This window comes from Pseudomonas sp. NFACC37-1 (assembly GCF_900101575.1).
Lineage (GTDB): Bacteria > Pseudomonadota > Gammaproteobacteria > Pseudomonadales > Pseudomonadaceae > Aquipseudomonas > Aquipseudomonas fluorescens_AA.
Genome location: NZ_FMUZ01000007.1, coordinates 64,202 through 86,987, shown reverse-complemented (window position 1 = coordinate 86,987; position 22,786 = coordinate 64,202). Strand labels below are relative to the sequence as shown.

The window sequence follows — 22,786 nt, the reverse complement described above, 5'->3', positions numbered from 1 at the left end:
CCTTAAACCGGCATCTGCATGATGTCTTGGTAGGCTTGAACCAGTTTGTTGCGAACCTGGGTCAGCGCCTGGAACGAGACACTGGCTTTCTGCGAGGAGATCATTACGTCCGTCAGGTCGACGCCACTTTTGCCAATCTCGAAAGCACTGGCCAACTGGTTCGACGCCTGCTGGGTATCGTTCACTTTATTGACGGCCTGACCGAGCATGTCGGAAAAGCTGCTGCCACCCACCTGGGGGACCGCGACCGATTTAGGCTGGGCCATGGCGTCCATTTGCATGGCCCGCATGTCCAACATCAACCGATTAAATTCAATACCTTGGCTCATGGTCTACTCTCTCTGGCGGCCCGCATTTTTTTGACACTTACTCAGCGGGTATTCAGGTATTAGCAACAAGGGTGCCAGCTCCATGGCGATGGAAAACAAATGCGCGCACAGGCCCATTGTGGGAGCGAGCCTGCTCGCGATACCCCATCACATCCGCCCCCAACTTGACTGACCCACCGCTATCGCGAGCAAGCTCGCTCCCACAGGGGTTTTGGGGCTTATTCAACTGGCGAACAGATAAGCCTCGACATCCATGCCGGCGTCACGCATTTGCGCCAACTTGTAGCGCAGGGTGCGCGGGCTGATCCCCAGGCGTTCGGCGGCCTCCTTGCGACGACCGCGCTCGGCGCGCAGAGTGTCGATGATCATCTGGAACTCGCGACGCCGCAGGTCATCGCCCAAGGCGCCGACCGAATCGCCCTCGACGTCCATCGGTGGCACGGGGGTTACGGTCGGTGCCTGCGCCAATGCGGGCAATGGCGCACAGGCCACCGGACCGGCCAGGCAGAAATCCTCCGGCTGGATCAAACCGCCCTGTTGCAGGATCAAGGCCCGCTGAATGGCGTTATCCAGCTCTCGGACATTGCCCGGCCACGGGTAGGCAACCAGACAAGCCCGGGCCTCGGCTGAAAGCCGGGCCGCCGCGTGCTTCATTTTATTGACGTGTTTGTTCAGCAGGCGCTCGGCCAGCGGCAGGATATCGGCGGTGCGCTCGCGCAACGGACGCCAGGCGAGCGGGAACACCGACAGACGGTAATAGAGGTCTTCACGGAAACGCCCCGCCGCCACTTCGCCAGCCAGGTCGCGGTTGGTGGTCGCCACCACGCGAATATCCAGGCTGATAGGCTTGCGCGCCCCCACCCGCTCCACTTCCCGCTCCTGCAATACCCGCAACAGCTTGGCTTGCAGGCCCAACGGCATTTCGGAAATTTCATCGAGCAGGATCGTGCCACCGTCGGCCTGCTCGAACTTGCCGGCCTGGGCCGCGATGGCGCCGGTGAACGAACCCTTTTCGTGGCCGAACAGTGTCGCCTCGAGCATGTTGTCGGGAATCGCCGCGCAATTGATGGCAATGAACGGTTCCCCGGCACGCCGGGATTGTTGATGGATGTAGCGGGCCAGCACTTCCTTACCCGTACCGGACTCACCGGAAATCAACACGGTTGAATCACTGCGAGCGACCCGTGCGGCCAATTCCAGTAGTTGCGCACTGGCCGGCTCGATGGCCACCGGGCCTTCGCCCTCGACCGCGAGACTGCCCAAGGCATGGCGCGCCACCAGGTCCAGCAATGCTTTTGGCTCGAACGGCTTGACCAGGTAATCCGCCGCGCCCTGGCGCATGGCGTCCACTGCTCGCTCGACGGCACCGTGAGCGGTCATCAGCAAGACGGGCAGTTGCGGCTGACGGGCACGTAACAGGCCGAGTAATTGATGGCCGTCCATGCCCGGCATGTTGACGTCACTGACCACCAGGCTGAACGCTTCCCGGCCCACCGCCAGCAGCGCTTCCTCCGCCGAACCGACGGCGGCGTAGTCGTGCCCGGCCAGCACCAGGGTATCGGCCAGCGCCTCGCGCAGGGCCCGGTCATCCTCAACCAGCAACACCTTGATCGCCATTGCTTTCACTCCACCCCTGGCGCATTGGAAAACAGCGGCAAACACACCGTCGCACACGTGCCACGGCCCAACCGCGAGCGCAACTGCAATTCTCCCTGATGAGCACGGGCCACGGCCTTGACCACGGTCAGGCCCAGGCCCGTGCCGGTGGTCTTGGTGGTGAAGAATGGCTCGCCCAGGCGCGCCAGCACGACCGGCTCGATACCGCTGCCGTTGTCGCTGACAGACAGGCGCAAGGTGTTGTTCCGTGTGTACAAGTGCACTTTCAGCCGGACGTCGCCGCGGCTGGCCTGGATCGCGTTTTCGATGAGATTCAACACCGCGCCCACCAGTGTGTCGCGGTTGCACAGCACTTCACCGACATGGCTGTCGCACTGCCAGCGGATCGGCAGCTCCTGCACATGGGTCAACGCCGCGGCCTGCAGCGATTGCAACAAGGCTTTTGGGGTGACACGGTCGGTCAACGGCAGCTCGCCGCGAGCGAACACCAGCATGTCCCGCACCTGGTGCTCCAGTTCGTGCAGGCGCTCTTTCAAGCGTCCGGCGAAGCGTTGCTGGGTTTCCATCGGCAATTGCTGCTCGGTCAGGTGACTGGCATAGAGCAGCGCGGCGGACAGCGGCGTACGAATCTGATGGGCCAGCGAGGCCACCATCCGCCCCAGGGAAGACAGGCGCTCGTGGCGAGCCAACTGGTCTTGCAGGTGACGGGTTTCAGTCAAGTCATTGAGCAGCACCAATTGCCCAGGCTCGGCGTCCAGCGAGCGCGTCGAGATGGACAGGCGCCGACCGTCCTTGAGGGACACTTCATGGCCGTCGTCGTCCCGGGGCGCAAAGCAGCGGGCGATGACGTACCGCCACAGCTCGCCCTCCAAGGGCAGGCCGAGCAACTCGCAGGCCGCCGGGTTGGCTTCGCGCACACGGCCGTGGGCGTCGATGACGATCACACCACCGGGCAACAGGTCGAGGAGATTTTGCAGGCGATTGGCCAGGCGTTCCTTTTCCGCCAGCTCCTGCATGCGCTGGGCGCTGACCACGGCCAACTCGCCCTTGAGCTCGGTGACCCGAGCTTCGAGCAGGCTGTAGGAATCAGTCAGTTGGCTGGACATCTGGCTGAACAGCGAAAATGCCTGCTCAAGACCAAGCCGGCCTGCCTGTTCGGCGGACGGCATGTGTCCCGGTTCGGGGACAGGAGACATCTGGGCGGCTTGGGTCATCGTGCTCTCTCGCTTGGCTGACCGTCAGTTAAACGGAACGTTGCGAGGGCTATAGCAATACCCGTGCCGAAAAAAAACCGCCCAAGAATCAGGCGGTTGTAAAACAGGCGTCAATCATCCGCCTGTTCATCTCCTTCGCGACGGCTCATGCCGTACTTGCGCATCTTCTCCACCAGGGTGGTGCGACGGATGCGCAGGCGTTCTGCCGCGCGGGCCACGATACCGTTGGCATCGTCCAGCGCCTGCTGGATCAGCCCTTGTTCAAGGCCGCCCAGGTAATCCTTGAGATCCAGGCCTTCGGGCGGCAACAAGGCATTGGCGGTAAAGTCCGGCGTGTGACCGTTGATCGCCACCCGCTCCTCCAGGTCACTGCGCAGGCTGTCGACCATTTGCTCGTCTTCGTCGTCGACGTAGCGGAATTTCTTCGGCAACTCATTCACGCCGATCACCCCGTACGGGTGCATGATCGCCATGCGCTCCACCAGGTTGGCCAACTCGCGGACGTTACCCGGCCAACCATGGCGACACAGGGACATGATCGCCGCCGAATTGAAGCGGATCGAACCGCGCTTTTCGTGCTCCATGCGCGAGATCAGTTCGTTCATCAGCAACGGTATGTCTTCGACGCGCTCACGCAGTGGCGCCATTTCGATCGGGAAAACATTGAGGCGGTAATAGAGGTCTTCGCGGAAACTGCCGACCTCGATCATGCTCTCGAGGTTCTTGTGCGTAGCGGCAATGATGCGCACATCAACGCTCTGGGTCTTGTTGCTGCCCACGCGCTCGAAGGTGCGCTCCTGCAGGACCCGCAACAGCTTGACCTGCATCGGCAGCGGCATGTCGCCGATCTCGTCGAGAAACAGCGTACCGCCGTTGGCCAGTTCGAAACGCCCGGCGCGGCTGGTGATCGCGCCGGTGAAGGCGCCTTTCTCATGGCCGAACAGTTCGCTTTCCAGCAACTCGGCCGGGATCGCGCCACAGTTGACTGGCACGAATGGCGCTTCGCGGCGCTTGGAGTGGTAATGCAGGTTACGCGCGACCACTTCCTTGCCGGTGCCCGACTCGCCCAGGATCAGCACGCTGGCGTCGGTATCGGCGACCTGCTGCATCATCTGGCGCACGTGCTGGATCGCCCGGCTGGTGCCGACGAGGCTGCGGAACAGGTTGGGTTCGCGATGCCTGCCGCGCTCGCGGGCCTGATCGTACATCTCGCGATAAACCTGCGCGCGGTGCAGCGAATCGAGCAGCTTGCTGTAGCTGGGCGGCATTTCGAGGGTGGAAAGTACCCGGCGACGCTGGTCTTCAGGCAAGTCAAGGGAAGAATTTTCTCCCATTAACAAAACCGGAAGGAACTCATCCCAGGTTGAGAGTGTCTTTAGCAAGCCCAAAAGCGTTGCGGGAGCATTTACGGTCCCGATAAGGACACAGATGACTTCACGACTGGACGACAACGAGCCGACAGCCTGCTGCCAATCATGGCTTCCGCAGGGTAAATTTTCTTCGCCAAGAAAATTCAGGATCACCGCCAGGTCGCGGCGCCGAACGCTATCGTCATCGATCAGCAGAATTTTGGTTTCACGCCACATGCAATAGCAACTTCCCTAGTCAACCCAATGCCCGAAATTAGGGGCAAGCTAGACGCTTGCAGACTTGTCATGCCTGTAGACGCCTTAAATCTGTAAACAGATACTAGTTAAGTCAAAAAACCGTGCACAGTCAAATTTATGGCGCAACGGGCTCGGATTAACTGAGCATTAACCGAACAGATGGTAAACCTTTGCGGCGTTCTGTGCTTGATGGATCTGCTGCATCTCGTCGACGATCGCCTGACGCTCTCCTGTCGCCGCCTCCAGCAATTGCCGGTACACCCCCAGCAATTCCTCAAGATTGATCCGCAACGCCGCCTCATCCACCTGGGGCTCGCCCAGGACGTCTTCCATGCAGGAACGGCAAGCCAGGTCCAACTGACCGATGGCTTCCCAGTTTCGCTCGGCCAGGGCATCGACCAAGGCATCACGGGTTTGTTCGATTCGCTGCAGGACAAGACTCATGAGCGTGCTCCTTAGAATTGCGGACCAGGTGCGGCAATGGCGTCCCAGCCTTCCTTGACCGTGCGAAGCAGATCGGCGACTTCGTCGAGGATCTTCGGATCGGCCTTGACGTTGGCTTCGGCCAAACGTTTCATCATGTAAGCGTAAAGAGCATCCAATTCAGCGACCGACTCGGCCTGGTTTTCCAGGTCCAGGCCTTCACGCAAACCACCGACGATGCCGATGGCCTTGCTGATCAGGATGCCTCTGTTTGCAATATCCTTGCGCTCCATCGCACCCTTGGCCTGGGCGATACGATCCAGCCCGCCTTCCATGAGCATCTGTACAAGACGATGGGGACTTGCTTCGGAGGTTTGCGCCTGGGCGCCAATCTTCTGGTATTGGCGAAGGGCTAACATCGGATTCATGTTCTACCTCATCAAAAAACTTCGGTTCGTATAAACAGCGTATCGACGCTGCGTCAAAAAACTTTAGACCTAAAAGCCGAAAGCCCGGAACGTTGTCAAAACGTTGCCGGGCTTTTTGCATCCGTCGAAAATCAGCTGTTTTTCTGTTGCGCCGTCAATGCTTCGAACATCGAGGTGATGTTGCTCGCAGTCGCCTTCAGCTTGCCGACCAAGGTATCCATGTCGTTGTACTTTTTGGTCAGCGTGGCGGTCAGGGTCTCGACCCGGCGATCCAAAGCCTCCTGATCGTTCTTCAGGCGGGTTTGGGTCCTGCTCAGCGCCGTAGTGCGCTGATCGAGGATGCCGCCCGTCTGGCTGTAGGGTTCGATGGCCTTGCCCATGCGCTCCAGCAGGCCATTGGTGCCAGTGAACAACGTCTGGACTTCACCGCTGAGCTTCTTGTCGTTCATCGCCGTGTTGAACTTGGTGGTATCGAAGTTCAACGCGCCCGTCTTCTGGTCGGTGGTAATACCCAACTGGGCCAGCGACGTCAGCTTGTCGCCAGCGCCGGTTTCAGACAAAGGCGTTCGAATCGATGCCAGCAGAGCGCGCGGCAACGCGTCACCCGTCAATTTTGCCGACACCGTCAGCTTCCCATCACTGTCGAGCGACGGCTTGGTCAGTGCGGTGATGCTATTGGCGATCGCGTTATAGGCATCGACGAATTTCTGGATCGAGGCTTTCAGGCCATCGTTGTTCGGCGCCACCGTTAGGGTTGAAGTGCCGTCGCCTGCCACTCCGACCAAATTCAACGTCAATCCGGAAATCGCCGTGCTTACCGTATTGCTCTTGCTGGTCAGCACCATGCCATCGACAGAGAAATTGGCATCCAGGGCCAAAGCACCGATGGCACCCGCCGAGGTAGCCGTCAGTGGAGTATTGCCGGCACCTACGACATTCGTTCCATCGATCTCCAGCCCCGCGATGCCGCTCACCGAGATATCAGAACCCGCCCCGGTAGTGGTGGAGCCCAGTACCAGGCGCGAACCGAAGGAGTCGGTCACAATGTTGGCACTGACGCCAGCGGCCTTGAGCGAAGTGTCAGCATTGATCGCGTCGCGAACCGACTGCAAGGTCGAACCATCCGGCACATTGAGGTTGTAGTTGACCCCCTTTTGCGCGATCGTCAGCGTGCCGCTGGGGATGGCACTGGTCGTCCCCCCGGCAAAGGCCGCCGAAGTGACCTTGGATGCCGTGGCAAGGTTTGTGACTTTGATTGCGTAAGTGCCATTCACCGCCGAGTTGCCGGCGGTAGCCGTGACAACACCTGGGGCGGAGGATGTGGCAGCAAAACCCGAGAATTGCGGGGTCGTGGTGCTGGACAAGTCCTTCATGGCGGTGTTGAACGCCGCCAACAACGACTTCAGGGTTCCCACCCCGGAGATACTGTTGGTCGTCGTCGTGGTCGCTCGGGTGATCTGACCTTGCTTGGCGGCCTTGTCGGAATCGACCAGCGCCTTGACGATCGCAGTGGTATCGAGGCCAGAGCCTAGACCCAAGCCAGGTAGAATTGGACTTGCCATGTGGGACTCCCTTCAGTGTGTCGCCGGCCTTTTGACCTTTACAACGCCCAAAAGAACATAACAACAAAATTCGTGCCGATTGTCAGGCTTCGGCGCTGAACAACAAGCTGTTTGCATCATTCAAACTGTTGGCCAGCTTCAGAACTTCTTCGTTCGGGATCTGGCGAATCACTTCACCGGAACCACTGGCAATCACTTTGACCACTACTTTGCCTGAAGGCTCATCAATAGAGAACTCCAGGTTGCGCTTGACCGACTGGACGAACTTCTCGATTTCCTGAACGGCCTTCTTGAGTTTGTCCTGCTCGGCGGCAGCGTCCTTAGGAGTTTCCTTGACCGGGGTCAGGGTAGCAACGTCGGCTTGAGGCTTCTCCACGGGCTTGTCGGCCACTGAAGGTGCCGGCTTCGCCGCTGGATAAGACAAGTTCAGCTTCACGCTCATATCCATGTCCATCACCTCTTGAACGGAAAAAGCGAGAGAGCACGCAAGCGCACTCCCCCGCTAAAACTCATCCAGCTATTACTGAAGCAGCTTCAGTACAGCGGATGGCAGTTGGTTGGCCTGGGCCAGAACCGAGGTAGACGCTTGCTGCAGAGTCTGCTGCTTGGTCAGTTGTGCAGTTTCAGCAGCGAAGTCGGTATCTTGTACGCGACCCAGTGCAGCACTGGCGTTTTCGTTGATGTTCTGCAGGTTGGAGATGGTGCTGTTGAGACGGTTTTGAGCAGCACCGAGGTCGGCACGAGCACTGTTGATGGTGTCGATCGCGCTGGTGATTGCATCCATGGCGGCCGAGAAGTTGGTTTCCGAAGTAGCGCTGTCGGAACCAACGATGGTGATCGCCGAGTCAACACCCAGGGTAGCAGCGTCGAAGCTGGCGCTCAGAGTCAGGGTGATCTGGTTGTCAGAACCGTTTTCAGCACCGACCTGGAAGGTCATGGTGCTCGCGGTGCCGTCCATCAGGTTCTTGCCGTTCAGGTTGGTGCTGTTGGCGATACGGGTCAGTTCGTCGCTCATCTGCGAGAACTCTTTGTTCAGAGCAATACGGTCATCTGCGCTGTTGCTGTCGTTACGAGACTGGATGGCCAGTTCACGCATACGTTGCAGAATGTTGGTCTGCTCCTGCATCGCGCCTTCAGCGGTCTGCGCCATGGAGATACCGTCGTTGGCGTTTTTGATCGCCATGTTCTGACCGCGGATTTGCGAGGTCATACGGGTAGCGATCTGCAGGCCGGCGGCGTCGTCTTTGGCGCTGTTGATTTTCAGGCCGGAAGACAGGCGGGTCATCGAAGTGGACAGAGCATCGGAAGCCTTGTTCAGGTTCTTCTGAACGTTCAACGATGTGACGTTAGTGTTTACTGTTAAAGCCATGACGAATTCCTCGTTGGTTGGGTACTGCGGCTTCCGGCCCTGGCAACCGCCGGGTGTGGCCTAGAGAACCTTCGTAATAGTTATCGTCGGATTGGGAACTTGCTTGAGGGCTTTTTTCAAAAAATTTGCTAGCAGACTGCCACCCCTTGTGAAACAAGGGTTTAGCCATGGGGGAAGGCCCGAAAAATGGCGTCAATAAACCGCAGAACAATGTCGCGGGCAAAAAAAAGCGCCCCAGGGCAACCTGAAGCGCTATTGGAAGGACGTGGTTCGATCAATCGCGATACAGAATCGCCGAGCCCCACGACAGGCCCACACCGAAACCACTGATCGCCACGCGCTTCCAGTCAGCATCCAGAACATGCTTTTCCAGCAGCAGCGGAATGCTCGACGACACGGTATTGCCGGTCTCGACCATGTCCTTGATGAATTTCTCAGGCTCCCCCTCGAAACGCCTTGCCACGGCATCGACAATCGCCGCACTGCCCTGGTGGATACAGAATGCGTCGATGTCGCTGGCTTGCAATGAGGATTCGTCCAGCAGTTCGTGCAAATGAGCCGGTACTTTCAGCAAGGCAAAGTTGAACACCTGGCGACCGTTCATGAAAAACACCCCGTCGCTGACCTTCAGGTGTGGCGCGCCGGAACCATCGGTGCCGAACTTGGCCTTGCCCAACTGCCAGCTGGCGCCCTCGGCCATCCAGGTAGCCGTAGCGGCATCGCCGAACAACATGGTGGTGTTGCGGTCTTCAGGGTCGACGATTTTCGAATACGGGTCGGCGGTCACCAGCAACCCGTTCTTCAACCCTGCGGCCTCCATGAAGCCTTTCAGGGCATAAATGCCGTATACATAGCCCGAGCAGCCCAGCGATATATCGAACGCCGCCACATGGGTCGGCAACCCGAGCTTGTCCTGCACGATGGCGGCCGTGTGCGGCAACCCTTCTTCATCACCGTTCTGGGTGACAACGATCAACGCGTCGATGGATTCGCGCGAAAGCTGCGGATTGTTGGCAAACAATGCATTCACTGCTTCGACACACAGGTCCGAAGTTTCCTGGTCAGCGTCTTTGCGCGGCAGGAACGCCGAACCGATCTTGCCAAGGATGAACTCTTCATCCTTCTCGAATTTGGCACCCTGAGCGTAGTTATCCACACCAGCGGTCGGCACATAACTCGCTATGCTTTTTATGCCAATCATCATGGCTTCCCGATCATGAACTGCGACTAGGTTCACCCCCGAAAGCTCAGGGGCGCGTCAAAAATGGTTGATTTCCAAGGGCGGACGCCTTATCAGGCGAACGAACAGGCCTCCACTCCGGGGAATACAATACAGTGAAGATGCACTTTATGACCTATGCGTCACGCTGTTTTGTCCTGAAGGGGCATTTTTTCATGACAAACGAAGCCGTGTCATTTCCCACGACGGTATTGGGTGCTGGACAGAAATCTTGAGGATGGCGGTGCAATTGGGCGAGAGCGCCGGCAGGTTTTACCTGCCTGCGTCGATGGCTCGCCTCGAAAGGCGGGGTTATGCCAGCAAGTCGGTCCAGGGTACGTTGCGCACCGGCCCCAGGGCGAAACCAGCGCCTTGCAGCGCCAGGTTACCGTTATAGAACCGATCCTGAGCGAACACCCCGGACCACTTCTCACGCAGCGCCGCACACGCCTGTGGCGTACTCGCCAGCACGCCGGACTGGATAACCTGCACATGCGGCGTCCATACCGTCAGGTAACCGGCCTGGCCGACCCTGAGGCACAGGTCCACATCACCCAAGGCATCGTCGAACAAATCGCTGCCTATGCCGTCAGCCGCTTCGAACAGCTGCTTGGAAATCATCAGGCAGGCAAACGACACCGCCGAACAGTTCTGCTCGACGACCAACCTGTTCATGTAGCCTCTGGCAGTCTTCGGCTCGCCCACGAATGCCGAGCCGACTTCGTCGTTCAAGCCCAGAATCAGGCCCGCCTGGGTGATACGTCCGTCGCGCTCGACCAGCTTGGCACCGACCACGCCGACTTCCGGACGCAAGGCCTGGTTGAGCAGCGATTCGATCCAGTTGACGTTGACCACTTCACCGTCTGCCGCCAGCGTCACCAGATAGTCGCCCTTGGCCTCCTGGCTGGCAGCGTTGATCAATGCGCCCGTCGCCGTGCCTGGTTCGATATCCAACAAGCGAACACGACTTGCCTGGTGCCCCTGCCCCTGGAGCCAGGTACGCAGCACAGCATTGTCTGCCGCGGCGGCGCAGAGCAATACCTCGTAGCGCTGATATCGCGTGCGCTGCAGGACGCTGAGCAGGCAGCGTTGTCGGGTCGTCAGGTCGCAGGCACCGTGGACAATGATCGACACCATGGGGCGCTCGGCAAAGCGGTAGTCGATTTTATGCGTGCCCGGCACGACCGCGCTCACATCGGCCTGATAACCGCGAACCGCCAGATGACGCAGCAATGTCTTGCGTTCATCGGCGTTGTCTTCCACTGGAGGCGCCTGGCAAATCAGCAGAGGCTCATCCAGATGGGCAAGCCCCTCCAGGCCGTCCTGCTCGATAAGACGCAGCAGCAGGTCGAACTCCATCGCGTTCTTGAACTCGCGCGAATAACCGCCGAGTTTCACCAACGTCTCCCGGCGTACCAGCCAATGACGGGCCATCAACGCCGGAGCGCTTTGCAGCAAGTCAAGGTTGAACCCTGGCCGGAAAACATCGGCCAGGGTTCCGTCAGGCTGGCGCTGGAGCTCGTCCATTGCCACGGCCTGGCAATGCGGCGCGGCCAGCAATTCCACACCCGCGCGGAACAGCCCGCCGGGCGTCAATTCATCGCCGGCCTCGGCCATGACCATCCAATCGCAATCGCTCTGGCTGACAACCTGATTGATTTTGTCGATGTAATTGCTTTCGTTGACTTTGACGAAATGCAGGACGTTCTGCGGTGTAGTCTCGCTCGGCAGCTCACCGGTGGTGAACACGACAATTTTGAACGCCCGGCAATAGCCATTGATCACGCTGTCGAAGGTTGCCTGCATCTTGAAGATGTCGGCGTCCAGGTCCAGGATCAAAATGCCAAACGTCGGGCCACCGTTGCGAGCGGCCAGGTATTGGGACACTTTCCGGGCTTCACTGGCACTCGGTTCACGCGCCTCGAGCCAGCGCAGCAATTGACCGGAGCGTGTGACGTCGAACAGCCTCGCGGTATTTTCAAACGCCGCCGCCTTGAGCCGTTGGTCCCAGGTTTGGAGCATTTGCACGTAGCGCTTGTCACCTTTGGCCTGCATGACCTCCAGCAGTTGCTTCACCAGATCCTGGTTGAACGCATAACTCAGGAAAGCCCTCGCCAGCTGTTCATCAAGCGGCTCGGCGCTGGTGTTGCGCTGGGGGCGGGAGAGCTCCTTCTGCCTGAGCATGACGGCTTCCAGCTCTTTCAACTGCACCTGCCCGCTTGGCGCCGCATGCAGCAGGAATTCCAGCGAAGTGAGCACGTCGAAAAAAGCCTGGTTATAGAACGGCATCTCAACGTATTGCGTCGGTTCGAAACGACGGACCGGCTCGCCACGCCGCGAATCCCAGATCGACTCGAACAGCTTCCTGGTCTGTGGCACTGAACGCTCGTCCAGTTTCTTGACGATGGCCTTGGCATAGTCCCGCACCGAGGTATCCGTACCGAAGGCACCGGCCAGGGCCGTGGCAAAACGCTCCTGTTCAGCGACCGCACGCAAGTCCACGGAGCCTGGCGCCGTGGCAACCTGGCTCTGTGGCTTCGCCACGCGGCTACGTTCATGCAGGCCATAAGGAATGTCCAGCAAGCGAACCCTGGCATCCGCCACCACCCCATAGCAATGACCGGCCTCCTGCAACCGCGAATCAAAACCGGCAGGCAACGCAGCGTAACTGCGCCGCAGGGTTTCAGTGCGCGTGAGGGCATTCACCAGGGACGGGCAATCCTCGGCAAAAACGGCCAGCCGGGCTTCGGCCGATGGGCCGGAATAATCCTCACAGCCCTTGCGATCGAGCAAGTAATAGTCGACACGATCGGCATGGGCCTCGAACGCCAGGCTGTAGCCTTGGCAGGCACTGTAGTCAGCGTGCGCTTCCAGGAAATTCAACGCCTGTTCCAGCGCCGGCGGCAGCAGGAAACTCTCGGCTTCGGCTATCGCCAGGTAAGGCGTGGCGACGCGCTCGACGGCCTGGCGAACCTTGTCGCCGAAACCAATGGCCGTGGGCGCGTGCAGGTATTGCACGCCGGGGAACGCTGCCTTGATATCAGCGTCGACCAGGCTCGACGAGTCGATCGCCAGTACGGCGAACGAACTGTCGCGGTAATGGCGCAACGCCCGCCGCAGGGCAGTCGACTGGTCGTGAGCGAGTAGCACCAGGGTAAACCGTTCATTCAACGGCGCAGTCGATCCTGTTGGGACATTGCTTTGCATATTCATTCCTTAACAAGTGGGGTGACCGCATCAGCGACACCGGGAGTTTCGTGAGTTGAAACTCTCAATCCGGTAGCCAACCATTGGCCCAGTACTGCAGGTTATCGCCGCGCAAGATAAAGTCGCGCAGCACCACTTCACGTAATTCGTCGCCCATCCGGTAGCTGGCAATCGGATCCGCCAGGTGCATACGGATTGCCTCCAGCCATTCTTCGGTGCTGTTGGTGAGGACCCGGGTACAAGGCAGGTGCCCCCGGTAAGCCTCGGTATCCGAACAAATGACCGGATAGCCGCACGCACCGTATTCCAGCAGGCGAAGGTTGCTCTTGCAGTCGTTGAAGATATGGAACTCCAACGGCGCCAAGGCCAGGTCGAGGTTCAGGCTGGCCAGCTTCGCCGGATAAGCCGCCAGGCTCACGCCCGGATGAAACTCATGGATATAAGGCTTGAGCAAATCGGGGCACATGCCAAAGAACACCCATTCGACTTCGTCGGCCAATTCCCGAACGACATCGGCAATAAGCTCCAGGTCGCCACGGTGGCTGGTGCCGCCGCCCCAGCCGATACGCGGCTTGCTGGAGGTTGCACGCTGGCTTCTGAGCTGGTTCCACAGGCCGGCAGCCAGCATGTTCGGTACCACGCGGATATCGTGATGCATGCTCGACAAAGCATCCGCCAACGGATGAGTGGACACTACCACCCGATCACACAGGCCGATCCCCTGGCGTAGCAAGTCCTCGAGATTGTCCGGCATATTGCGGCGGTGTTCGTTTTTTTCCGGGACCCTGGCGATGTAGTCATCCAATTCGTAGATGCGCATGGCGTTGGAGTAAGTCTTGACTTGAGTGATGTCCTTGAACTTACCCACGTTGTAGCGACCCTGAAGGATGATCACATCCGGTGACTGGCGCTCGATGTCGATGATCGAGGGCGTATCGTAGGCAACACGCCCCACGACTCGCCCAGCCGCTTCCAGTTCGAATAACGGTTGGCTGACGCGGTAATGCCCCACCGCCGAGGTATTGACCGCCAGCCCCAGGATCGAAGGAACGTTGCGGGTGATCAATGGATTCCAGCCGGTGCGTGGTCCGGGCTCGAGGCAGAAGCTTTTGCCGACCAGGGTCAGGTTACGGTTGTAGGCAGGATCGTTGGCAATCCTGGGCAACCAGCGCTGATAGAACGCCTCTTGTTCGAGCTCCAGCCGCTGCTTCCACGAAGGATCGCGACTGGCTTCCACGCCGGACACCAGCACGACATCACTGTAAGGCGTGGTGACGATCAGGTAGCCGTCTTTTCCGACCTGCTGACATAGCTCCAGAGCGTTGATGCGCTGTGTTGTGATCGACTCATCGAACCCACCGGCCTCCTCCAGAACCTGCTTGCGCACCAACAGGCAGTGATCGCCGACAGCGCTCCAGTTCTGTACCGTCTGCAAGCGTTGCATATAGCCGCCAGACATGACCGATTCGTTGACGAAGGCCCTGCCCGCCAACCCACCCAGCCCCATGATCATGCCGGCGTCGATGACCCGGCCTTGCTGGTTGAGTGTACGAGGCCCCACGATACCGACCTCGGGACGTTGTCCATGATTGAGCAACTCATCCAGCCAGGCGGCTTCCAGCACGATGCAATTGGGGTTGAGCAACAACAGGTATTCACCGCGGGCATGCTGCGCGGCGAAGTTGCGGATCACTGCTTCGCTGCTGCTTTCCGGGTGCAGGAATATTCGCAACTTTTCACTGCCCAGCTCGGCCATGGCCCGCAGCCAATGCTGCAGCTCGGCGTTTTCACTGGCGTTATCGACAATGATGATTTCGTAATGCGGGTACGCAGTCGTGCTGATCAGGCTGTTGACGCAACGCTCCAGCGCGCCCAGGTCATCCTTGACGCTGATGACGATCGACACCAGGGGGCGCTCGGCGAACAGGTATTCGATGCGCGGGACCAACGCCAGTAGCGGTCCTGGGTGAAGCCGGTAAGGCACGCCGATACGCTGTAGATGAGCTTCGATCAGCCGGGCGTTTTGCTCGATGACTTCCGGCAACGACAGCCATTGGGCAAACGAAAACGTCGACTCGACCTGGACTTCAGGAATATGCCCAACGACCTGTGGCCCGTCCGTTTCCACCAGCCGCCAGATCAAGTCATGGGGTGCCAGCTCGCCCAGGCTCGAATCGAATCCACCCGAGGCCAGGAATCGGGCACGCTCGAAAGCCAGTGTCCGACCAACATAGGGATAAGCGCGCATCAGGTCGAGATTGAAGTCAGGTTTGAAGATCGGCTCCACCGACTTGTCATCCACCAGCGCACCTTCATCGCTGTAGAGACAGGCAGCAGCCGGCGAGCTGACAATCCGATCGGCCATGATCAGCAGCGCAGACTCCGTCAAGCGATCGCCGGCACGCAGCAGGTAGAACCAGTCGGCGCCGTCCAGTTGAGGCAACAGCCCATTGAGCTGCTGCGCCCAGTCCGCTTGCAGGCCAAGGCGCAGGACATGGTTGTCCACGGCCTGGCGCCCATTGGACAGCAACAGCACCGATTCGCAGGCATAGGCTTGGGTAGCGATACTCTGCAGGGTAATACCCAGCGCATAAGGATCATCTTGCTCATCGATGATGACGGGAACGATCATCGGTCGATAGGCCCAGCGGGCAATCTGCCGGGACAAGACTTGCTTGCGCAATGGACTGAAACGTCGACATGTCAGCCACTGTGCATAGAGGTCTGCGTAGCTTTCGATGTCCGTGCCGACTTGCGAGCCGATGACGCCCTGGCGAGTCGCAATGACTGAATAGACGTTGATTTCTTCCCACACGGGCGCCCCTGGCTCCTTGGGCTGCCCCAGCGACTGGTAACGCACCCAGCCACTGGCTGGCGCCGGCTCGCCACTGCGCTGAGCCAGCATTTCCTTGAGCCAGGTCAGCTCTACCGTGGCCGCCTCAACCATCTTGTGCTGACGCTCGAGGCGCTCGGGGTGCAACCGCTGGCCGCTTCCCTCGGCATAAAGCTGGACCAGATTGCCCCGGCGCAACAGGCAGATGAACAAGGCAAAATCGAGGACAGCCTCGAAGCCTTCGCCGGGCCGCGCCAACGCTGGCAGCAGGGCGTCGACATCTGTGCGACGCATCAATGCGCCACTCAAACCACCGAGAATATTACGGGTGGTCTTTTCAAAATACGCCAGCATGTCGTTGCCGTTGAACAACGCATCGAACTGCGTAATGCCCGTATTTTCAACGCGGACCGGCAAGGCATAGTTGTCGGCATCGATTAAATGATGCTTGTTGATCACCAGCGATACTTGCGCATGCTCCTGCAAGATGGCCGCCTGTTGGCTGACGCAGAACGCCAGCAACTGGTCGTCATCGCACAGGAACTTGATGAACTCGCCCCGGGACTCTTCAAGGCAGCGCAACAGATTCTGCTGGAACCCCAGCCGGATCGGGTTGCGCAGGTAACGCACCGTAACAGTGGAGCCCATGCCAACTTCCTGGACAATCTGCTCGATTGCATCGGTGCGGCAGTCGTCGCAGATGACAATCTCCAGGTTCTCGTAGGTCTGCTCGAGCGCGCTTTGCAAGGCGAGGCGGAAAAAGCGTGGGTGGTACGCGGGGATGGCAATGCTGACAAGAGGAGCTGATTTCACACGCATGGCTCTCAACCGTTGGGCGTCAACTCAGGCGAGAGCAGGACGTCCTGAATCGTATAGAGGAACGGGTCAGGGACCGCTTATAGCGTCACGGTCCCTGTCCTGGATCACATTTTGTTGAACAACCCCAATTGCGCGATCTTGCTGAACGCCAACTGCGACGCCTGCAGCATCGTCTGCTGCAAGGTCAAGCGCGTCATCACTTCGGCCGGGTCGGAATCACGAATCGCCGACTGGGTCTGCGAGTTGGCGAGGACAAAGCTCTGATTGGTATCGCTCTGGGTATCGAGCGACTGGCCACGACCACCGACCGAACTCAATGCACTGGTCAAGTGGTCAGTGCCGCTGGCCAGGTTGCCGATCGCCGAAGCCAGTGACGCATTCAGTTTCTGGATGGCGATGTTGTCGCCATCGGCCGGCGTGCTCAAAGCAGTCCGCAACTGGTTCACGGTGTCCAGGATGTTCTGCGTCTCGTGGGTATTGACCGCGATGCTGAACTGATCGTTGGCGGCCGGGGCACCATTGAGGGTGAAACTCACGCCGGAAGCGGTGGCGACGTTGCCCGCCAGGGTACCGCTGGACACCGGTTTGCTGTCGGCGGTCAGTGGCGCGGCGTACAGGTCGAAATCCGTGGCGCTGGTGAACTTCAGCACCGCCGCCCCCGTCGGAAAGCTGGCGTGGTAGGCCGTCGGATCAGTGATTGCGCTACCGGTGATCTGGGTCGCGGTGGTGTTGCCCGGGCTGCGGGCCGGGGTGAACGAATCGGGTTTGGCAGCCAGGGTGAAGGTATGGCCGGGCAAGACCGTGCCTGCAACATCGCCTGCTTGAAGGTTGACGTTCAAGGTCAAGTCGACACCGCGAAAGCTCACCGTCTGCCCGATCTGGTTACTAGGCTCGATGACCCCGCCCTTGCTGGCTTCGGCGGTCACATCGTTGCCACCCGAGTCGGTGATTTTCAATTGGGTGCCGCTGACGAATTCCACTGTGTACGGCTCGCCACTGCGGAACTGGCTGTTGTAGGTCACGCTGGACGACACTTGGCCGTTGGTCAGTACCACGCGACCATCATCCACCGCCGGCGCAGTCATGGTGACTTGGGTGCGACTGGTGTTGACAGCCTGTTGGAACACTTCCCAGCCGGTGCTGTTGGTGGCCATCGACATGGTGTCGCCAATCGGCAGATCCAGGGTCACCTGGTCGCCGTTGTAGCTGTAGGTGCCATCGCCGTTGCGGGTGAACGGTACGACATCGCCCTTGGAACCGGAGAAGATGTATTTGCCGTTTTCATCCTTGGTGTTCATCAGGCTCAGCAACTGATCTTCGATCGACCCCAATTCCGAGGCAACCGCTTTACGGTCCGCGTCGGTGTAGGCGGCGTTACCGGCACTGACGGCCAATTCCTTGGCGCGCTGCAGCACGTTGCCGATGCTGGTCATGACCGCTTCGGTCGTGCCCAGGGTCGCCTTGATGGTGGTGACGTTGGTTTCGTATTGGGAAAGCATCGAAGCCTGGTTGCCCAGTTGCAGCAAGCGCGAGGCGCCCACCGGATCGTCCGCGGCGGTGTTCACGCGCACCAGGCTGCTGGCTTCCTCGCTGGTCTTGACCACCTTGGCGAAGTTTTTCTGGTAGTTCGCAGCCGTGCTTTCGTAGAACTGAGAGGTAGAAATGCGCATGGGCTACGGCTCCTTAAAGGCTGTTGATCAATGTGCTGAAGATTTGCTGCGCCGCCTTGATGATCTGCGAAGACGCGGTGTAGTACTGCTGGAACTTGACCAGGTTGCCGGTTTCTTCATCCAGGTCCACACCCGACAGCGAATCGCGGGCGGTCTTGGCATTGTCCAGGATCGCCCCAGTGGCGGCGCTGTCGAGCTTGCCCTGGGCGGCCTTGGCGCCGACGCCTTCCACCAGCTTGCCGTAGGCATCGTTCAGGGAAATACCCTTGCTGGCCGAACCGGTGTCTACGGTCTTGGCGGTCTGCAAACCGGCCAGGACAGTACCGTTACGGTTGTCCAGGCTACCGGCCTGGCTGAGGCTGACATTGATCGAGGCGCCGTTGGATGGAGCACCGGCAATGGACATGTCGAACGTGACGGTGCGTTGAACCGGCGGCACAGACGAATCCATGATCGGGTTGCCACTGGCGTCCTTGAGCGGAACACTCAGGCTCAAGGTGTTGCTTTCGCCGGGCTTGATCGTGCCATTGCTGATCTGGACACCTTTGGCATCGAGCAATTGATAAGCCTGGCTGGTGCCATCGGCGGACGTCGCGCCGAACACCACCTTGACCGGCATGGAGTTCTTGATGCCGTTCTGGATGATGGTCGTGGTGGCTGCGTCGTAGATGTCCAGCTTGGTGGTCATGCTCGGCTGGCCGCTGGCCGGGATGGTCAGTGTGCCGCTGCCCCCCGGCACGATGGCGGCGCCCAACGGCGCGGCAATCGCCAGCCGCTTGGAGTCGGTCATCTCGGTCTTGATGTTGGTCGCCGCGTTGCGGGTCGGCGTGAGCTTGAACGAGTCGCCGGCGACGGCGGTGCCGTTGGCGAACGTCATCGAAAAACCGTCGATCACCGGAGGTGGCGTGGTCGCGGTGTTGAACGCGCCCATCGAGGTGCCGTCCGGCAGGCGCTGGACGGTGTAGTCCGTGCCGCTGGTGAACGTCACCTTGTAGTCGTTGGTGGTCAGTTTGCCGGAGTCTTTGATGGCGATGTTGAAGTTGCCGGAGCCGGCGCTGTTGTTCAACGACGCAACGCTGCGCTGGCTGATCTGCGTGGCGCTGTTGATGTTAGTGAACAAGTTGGAGCCGAAGGCCCCGTTCATGTCGATGCCCGAGGCCTGGACACTGTTCATCTGGTCGGCGACCACCAGAGCCACGCGCCCCAGCTCGTTCATGGCCGGGTCGAGCACGGTACTGCGGTAACGCATCAGGCCGCCGATCTCGCCGCCGGTGAGCACCGACGTCAGGTCCATGGAGCTGGAACCGCTGTTGAGCTGGATGCCCATGCGCCCCGGATCGTTCTTGTCCGGCACCGCTTCCAGGGTATTGACGATGTTGCCCATTACCAACGGCTGACCGGAACCCAGGTAGATGTCCAGGCTGCTGCCGTTCTCGACAACCTGTGTGCCGGTGAAGGTCGACAGTTGGCGAATGGTTTCGCTGCGGGCATCGAGCAGGTCGTTGGGGGCGCCACCGGCGTTGGAGACTTCGGAAATTTTCTTGTTCAACTGCGCAACGGTGGCCGCCAGGTTATTGACCTGGTCGACCATGTTCGACAGGTTGCCATTGATGTTCTGGCTCTGCTCCGTCAACTGGTTGGAAATCGAATTGAAACGGTTGCTCAAGGCCTGGGCATCGCTGAGCAGCAACTGCCGGGATGCATCATCACCCGGCTTGGCGTTGACGTTCTGCACCGAGGCAAAAAACTTGGTCAGTGCGCCGTTGAGGCCGGTGCCGCTGTCCGACAGCAGGGAGTCGAGCGGCGTGATCTGCCCTTGGTAGGCCGCCGCGTCACTGTTGAGCGACGTGGTGGTTTTCAGTTGTGCTTCAAGGAAGGCGTTATACACCCGGCGCACATCGGCCAGGGTCGTGCCGGAACCAATGAACACGTTGCCGTACTGGTTCGAGGCCTTGGTGGTCTGCACGGTCTGCTGACGCGAATACCCAGCGGTATCGACGTTGGCAATGTTGTTACCCGTGGTCACCAACGCAGTCTGGCTTGCTGACAGACCCGACATCCCTATATTGAGCAAACTCATGGTTCAGACCTTATAAAGTCGTGGTGGCGCCTGCAGAAGCGTAGTTTTGGTAACTCGTCATCTGCCGGGCTATGTTCGAAATCTTGCTGGCGTAGTGCGGGTCGGTGGCGTAACCGGCCTTCTGCAATTCGCGTACAAACTGTTCGGGGTTATCGGCCGACTTCAGCACATCTTGATAGCGGCTGTTGCTTTGCAGCAGGTTGACCAAGTCATGGAAACTGTCGCGGTACGAGGCGTAGGAACGGAACTCGGCCGTCTCCTTGACCATCGCGCCATCGCGGAATTCGCTGGTGATCGCCCGTGCCGAATCGCCCTTCCAGTTGGCGCTGGCCTTGATGCCGAACAGGTTATGGCTGCTGCTGCCATCGGGCTGGCGCATCACCGACTTGCCCCAACCGGTTTCCAGGGCAGCCTGGGCCACCAGGTAACGAGGGTCGACACCGATGCGGTCGGCAGCTTCCTTGGCCATTGGCAGCATGGCGTTGACGAACTCATCGGCATCGCGGAAGGCCTTGCGCGCCGGTGCCAGCGGTGGCTGGGCCACGGCGCGACCATAGACCTGCATGTCCCCTTTCGGCTCGGAAGCCTTGAGCGCGGCCAGCCAGTCGCCATTGGCCAGTTCGCCGGTGGTCGGCTTGATGGCGGCGATGGCGCGATCCGGCAGCAGGTTCTGCGCAGGGACATCGGCATTGGCCGAGGCCGAAGGCACCAGCCCGGCGAGCAGGCGGTCGGCCAGTTTTGGCGGAAGGGCCAGGCGACGCTGATTGAGCAATTCCATGTCGTTGCGGTGGACGCCCTCGGCGCCTTGCGGCGCACTCACGGCCCGCGAAGCCCACAACGGACGCTGGCCATTGGTACGCGACAACGGACCGTCGGTGGGCAAGGTCCCCGCCGCCACTGGCGTCGGGACCGGCGCCTTGGCGACCTTGTCCAGGGCCTCTTGCTGCTTGGCCGCCGACAACGTCGCCGCCTCACCGGGCGCCAGTGGCTTGTTCTTCGACATCTGGCGCAGCAGCACATCGGCCAGGCCGATACCGCCGCCTTCGCGGGACATGGAAACGGCCAATTGCTGGTCGTACATTTCCTGGTATTGCTTGGCTTCCGGCGTGTTCATCGGGTTGTCCTTGCCCAAGGCCTCGGTGGCCGAACGCATGGACTTGAGCATTTCACCGAGAAACAGCGACTCGAATTCCTGCGCCACTTTACGCAGGTTGCCGTCGCTGTTCTTGTCGCCGACCTTGAGCTGGTTCAGGCGATTCAGGTCCGAGTAGGAACCCGAATCCCCGCTGATCAAAGCGCCCTTGCGCATATCCATGACTCGCCCCTCAAATCACGATCAGGTCGGCTTGCAACGCGCCGGCCTGTTTCAAGGCTTCGAGAATGGCCATCAAGTCGCCCGGCGCCGCGCCGACCTGGTTCACCGCCCGGACGATTTCATCCAGGGTCGTGCCCGGGCCGAACTTGAACATCGGCTTGGCTTCCTGCTCGGCATTGACCCGCGAACGCGGGACCACGGCAGTCTGACCGTTGGACAATGGCCCCGGCTGGCTGACGATCGGGTCTTCGGTGATGGTCACGGTCAGGCTGCCGTGGGTCACGGCGGCTGGGGAAACCTTGACGTTCTGGCCGATGACGATGGTGCCGGTACGCGAATTGATGATGACTTTCGCCACCGCCTGGCCCGGATCAACCTCGAGGTTCTCCAGGATCGACAGATAGTCGACTCGCTGGCTCGGATCCAGCGGCGCGGTGACACGGATCGACCCACCATCGATGGCCTGGGCCACACCTGGGCCGAGCATGTCGTTGATCTTGTCGACGATGCGCTTGGCGGTGGTGAAGTCGGAACGGTTGAGGTTCAGCGTCAGACTGTTGCCCTGGTTGAAACCGCTCGGCACCGCCCGTTCCACCGACGCACCTCCGGGAATGCGACCGGCCGACGGAACGTTGACGGTGATCTTCGAACCGTCGCGTCCCTCGGCATCGAAACCGCCCACCACCAGGTTGCCCTGGGCGATGGCGTAGACGTTGCCGTCGATACCCTTGAGCGGCGTCAGCAGCAACGTACCGCCACGCAGGCTCTTGGAGTTACCGATGGACGAAACGGTGATATCCACTTGTTGACCGGGCTTGGCGAACGCCGGCAGATCGGCACTGACCGACACCGCTGCAACGTTCTTCAACTGCACGTTGCCAGAGCCGGCCGGCACCTTGATGCCGAACTGCGACAGCATGTTATTGAAGGTCTGCAGGGTGAACGGGGTCTGGGTGGTCTGGTCGCCGGTGCCGTTCAGGCCCACGACCAGGCCGTAGCCGATCAACTGGTTGGAGCGCACACCGGAAATGCTGGCGATGTCCTTCAAACGCTCGGCCTGAGCGGTAAAGGCTGCGGACATCACTAGAGCACCG

Annotated in this window: 16 protein-coding genes; all 16 read right to left on the bottom strand. The window is 59.9% G+C overall.

The features are described 5' to 3' along the window. Positions 1–2: 2 nt before the first annotated feature. Positions 3–329 (bottom strand): flagellar hook-basal body complex protein FliE, encoded by a 327-nt coding sequence (fliE, locus tag BLP82_RS10935; protein WP_003199082.1) that lies wholly within the window; start codon positions 327–329, stop codon positions 3–5. Positions 330–551: 222 nt separating this feature from the next. Beyond that, a complete protein-coding gene (gene fleR / locus BLP82_RS10930) occupies positions 552–1,946 on the bottom strand; it encodes a sigma-54-dependent response regulator transcription factor FleR (RefSeq protein ID WP_092167431.1) in 1,395 nt (464 codons plus the stop codon). Positions 1,947–1,951: 5 nt separating this feature from the next. After that, positions 1,952–3,160 carry a sensor histidine kinase gene (locus BLP82_RS10925; protein ID WP_092167428.1) on the bottom strand — a complete coding sequence of 403 codons (1,209 nt, stop codon included), beginning with the start codon at positions 3,158–3,160 and terminating at the stop codon, positions 1,952–1,954. Positions 3,161–3,270: 110 nt separating this feature from the next. After that, a complete protein-coding gene (locus BLP82_RS10920) occupies positions 3,271–4,746 on the bottom strand; it encodes a sigma-54 dependent transcriptional regulator (protein WP_003199076.1) in 1,476 nt (491 codons plus the stop codon). Positions 4,747–4,914: 168 nt separating this feature from the next. Next, the gene (locus BLP82_RS10915) at positions 4,915–5,211 is read right to left on the bottom strand and encodes a flagellar protein FliT (RefSeq protein ID WP_063322407.1); all 297 of its coding nucleotides are present in this window, start codon (positions 5,209–5,211) and stop codon (positions 4,915–4,917) included. An 11-nt stretch (positions 5,212–5,222) separates the two neighbouring features. Then, entirely contained in the window at positions 5,223–5,618 is a 396-nt protein-coding gene (gene fliS, locus BLP82_RS10910) for a flagellar export chaperone FliS (protein WP_060738652.1), read from the bottom strand. Between the two features lie 131 nt (positions 5,619–5,749). Next, complete coding sequence (gene fliD, locus BLP82_RS10905; protein WP_092167425.1) at positions 5,750–7,180, bottom strand: flagellar filament capping protein FliD; 1,431 nt, start codon at positions 7,178–7,180, stop codon at positions 5,750–5,752. 82 nt (positions 7,181–7,262) lie between these two features. Continuing rightward, positions 7,263–7,628 (bottom strand): flagellar protein FlaG, encoded by a 366-nt coding sequence (locus tag BLP82_RS10900; protein WP_092167422.1) that lies wholly within the window; start codon positions 7,626–7,628, stop codon positions 7,263–7,265. 72 nt (positions 7,629–7,700) lie between these two features. Then, entirely contained in the window at positions 7,701–8,549 is an 849-nt protein-coding gene (locus BLP82_RS10895) for a flagellin domain-containing protein (protein ID WP_053178496.1), read from the bottom strand. A gap of 274 nt (positions 8,550–8,823) precedes the next feature. Then, positions 8,824–9,750 (bottom strand): ketoacyl-ACP synthase III, encoded by a 927-nt coding sequence (locus BLP82_RS10890; RefSeq protein ID WP_027912745.1) that lies wholly within the window; start codon positions 9,748–9,750, stop codon positions 8,824–8,826. Between the two features lie 330 nt (positions 9,751–10,080). Beyond that, positions 10,081–12,975, bottom strand: coding sequence for a TIGR00180 family glycosyltransferase (locus BLP82_RS10885; protein ID WP_092167420.1), 2,895 nt, complete (start codon positions 12,973–12,975; stop codon positions 10,081–10,083). 64 nt (positions 12,976–13,039) lie between these two features. Further along, entirely contained in the window at positions 13,040–16,621 is a 3,582-nt protein-coding gene (locus BLP82_RS10880; protein ID WP_092167602.1) for a glycosyltransferase, read from the bottom strand. A 110-nt stretch (positions 16,622–16,731) separates the two neighbouring features. Beyond that, entirely contained in the window at positions 16,732–18,297 is a 1,566-nt protein-coding gene (locus BLP82_RS10875) for a flagellar hook-associated protein 3 (protein WP_092167418.1), read from the bottom strand. Between the two features lie 13 nt (positions 18,298–18,310). Further along, positions 18,311–20,377, bottom strand: coding sequence for a flagellar hook-associated protein FlgK (flgK, locus tag BLP82_RS10870; protein ID WP_092167416.1), 2,067 nt, complete (start codon positions 20,375–20,377; stop codon positions 18,311–18,313). 10 nt (positions 20,378–20,387) lie between these two features. Beyond that, complete coding sequence (gene flgJ / locus BLP82_RS10865; protein WP_092167414.1) at positions 20,388–21,692, bottom strand: flagellar assembly peptidoglycan hydrolase FlgJ; 1,305 nt, start codon at positions 21,690–21,692, stop codon at positions 20,388–20,390. Positions 21,693–21,702: 10 nt separating this feature from the next. Then, a complete protein-coding gene (locus BLP82_RS10860) occupies positions 21,703–22,773 on the bottom strand; it encodes a flagellar basal body P-ring protein FlgI (RefSeq protein ID WP_162488974.1) in 1,071 nt (356 codons plus the stop codon). Between the last annotated feature and the right edge of the window lie 13 nt (positions 22,774–22,786).

Coding starts and splice junctions, on each gene's coding strand:
- BLP82_RS10885 (WP_092167420.1), bottom strand. CDS start 12,975: ATGCAAAGCAATGTCCCAACAGGATCGACTGCGCCGTTGAATGAACGG.
- BLP82_RS10925 (WP_092167428.1), bottom strand. CDS start 3,160: ATGACCCAAGCCGCCCAGATGTCTCCTGTCCCCGAACCGGGACACATG.
- fliD (WP_092167425.1), bottom strand. CDS start 7,180: ATGGCAAGTCCAATTCTACCTGGCTTGGGTCTAGGCTCTGGCCTCGAT.
- BLP82_RS10900 (WP_092167422.1), bottom strand. CDS start 7,628: ATGGATATGAGCGTGAAGCTGAACTTGTCTTATCCAGCGGCGAAGCCG.
- flgK (WP_092167416.1), bottom strand. CDS start 20,377: ATGAGTTTGCTCAATATAGGGATGTCGGGTCTGTCAGCAAGCCAGACT.
- BLP82_RS10915 (WP_063322407.1), bottom strand. CDS start 5,211: ATGAGTCTTGTCCTGCAGCGAATCGAACAAACCCGTGATGCCTTGGTC.
- BLP82_RS10875 (WP_092167418.1), bottom strand. CDS start 18,297: ATGCGCATTTCTACCTCTCAGTTCTACGAAAGCACGGCTGCGAACTAC.
- BLP82_RS10920 (WP_003199076.1), bottom strand. CDS start 4,746: ATGTGGCGTGAAACCAAAATTCTGCTGATCGATGACGATAGCGTTCGG.
- fliS (WP_060738652.1), bottom strand. CDS start 5,618: ATGAATCCGATGTTAGCCCTTCGCCAATACCAGAAGATTGGCGCCCAG.
- BLP82_RS10895 (WP_053178496.1), bottom strand. CDS start 8,549: ATGGCTTTAACAGTAAACACTAACGTCACATCGTTGAACGTTCAGAAG.
- fleR (WP_092167431.1), bottom strand. CDS start 1,946: ATGGCGATCAAGGTGTTGCTGGTTGAGGATGACCGGGCCCTGCGCGAG.
- fliE (WP_003199082.1), bottom strand. CDS start 329: ATGAGCCAAGGTATTGAATTTAATCGGTTGATGTTGGACATGCGGGCC.
- BLP82_RS10860 (WP_162488974.1), bottom strand. CDS start 22,773: ATGTCCGCAGCCTTTACCGCTCAGGCCGAGCGTTTGAAGGACATCGCC.
- BLP82_RS10890 (WP_027912745.1), bottom strand. CDS start 9,750: ATGATTGGCATAAAAAGCATAGCGAGTTATGTGCCGACCGCTGGTGTG.
- flgJ (WP_092167414.1), bottom strand. CDS start 21,692: ATGGATATGCGCAAGGGCGCTTTGATCAGCGGGGATTCGGGTTCCTAC.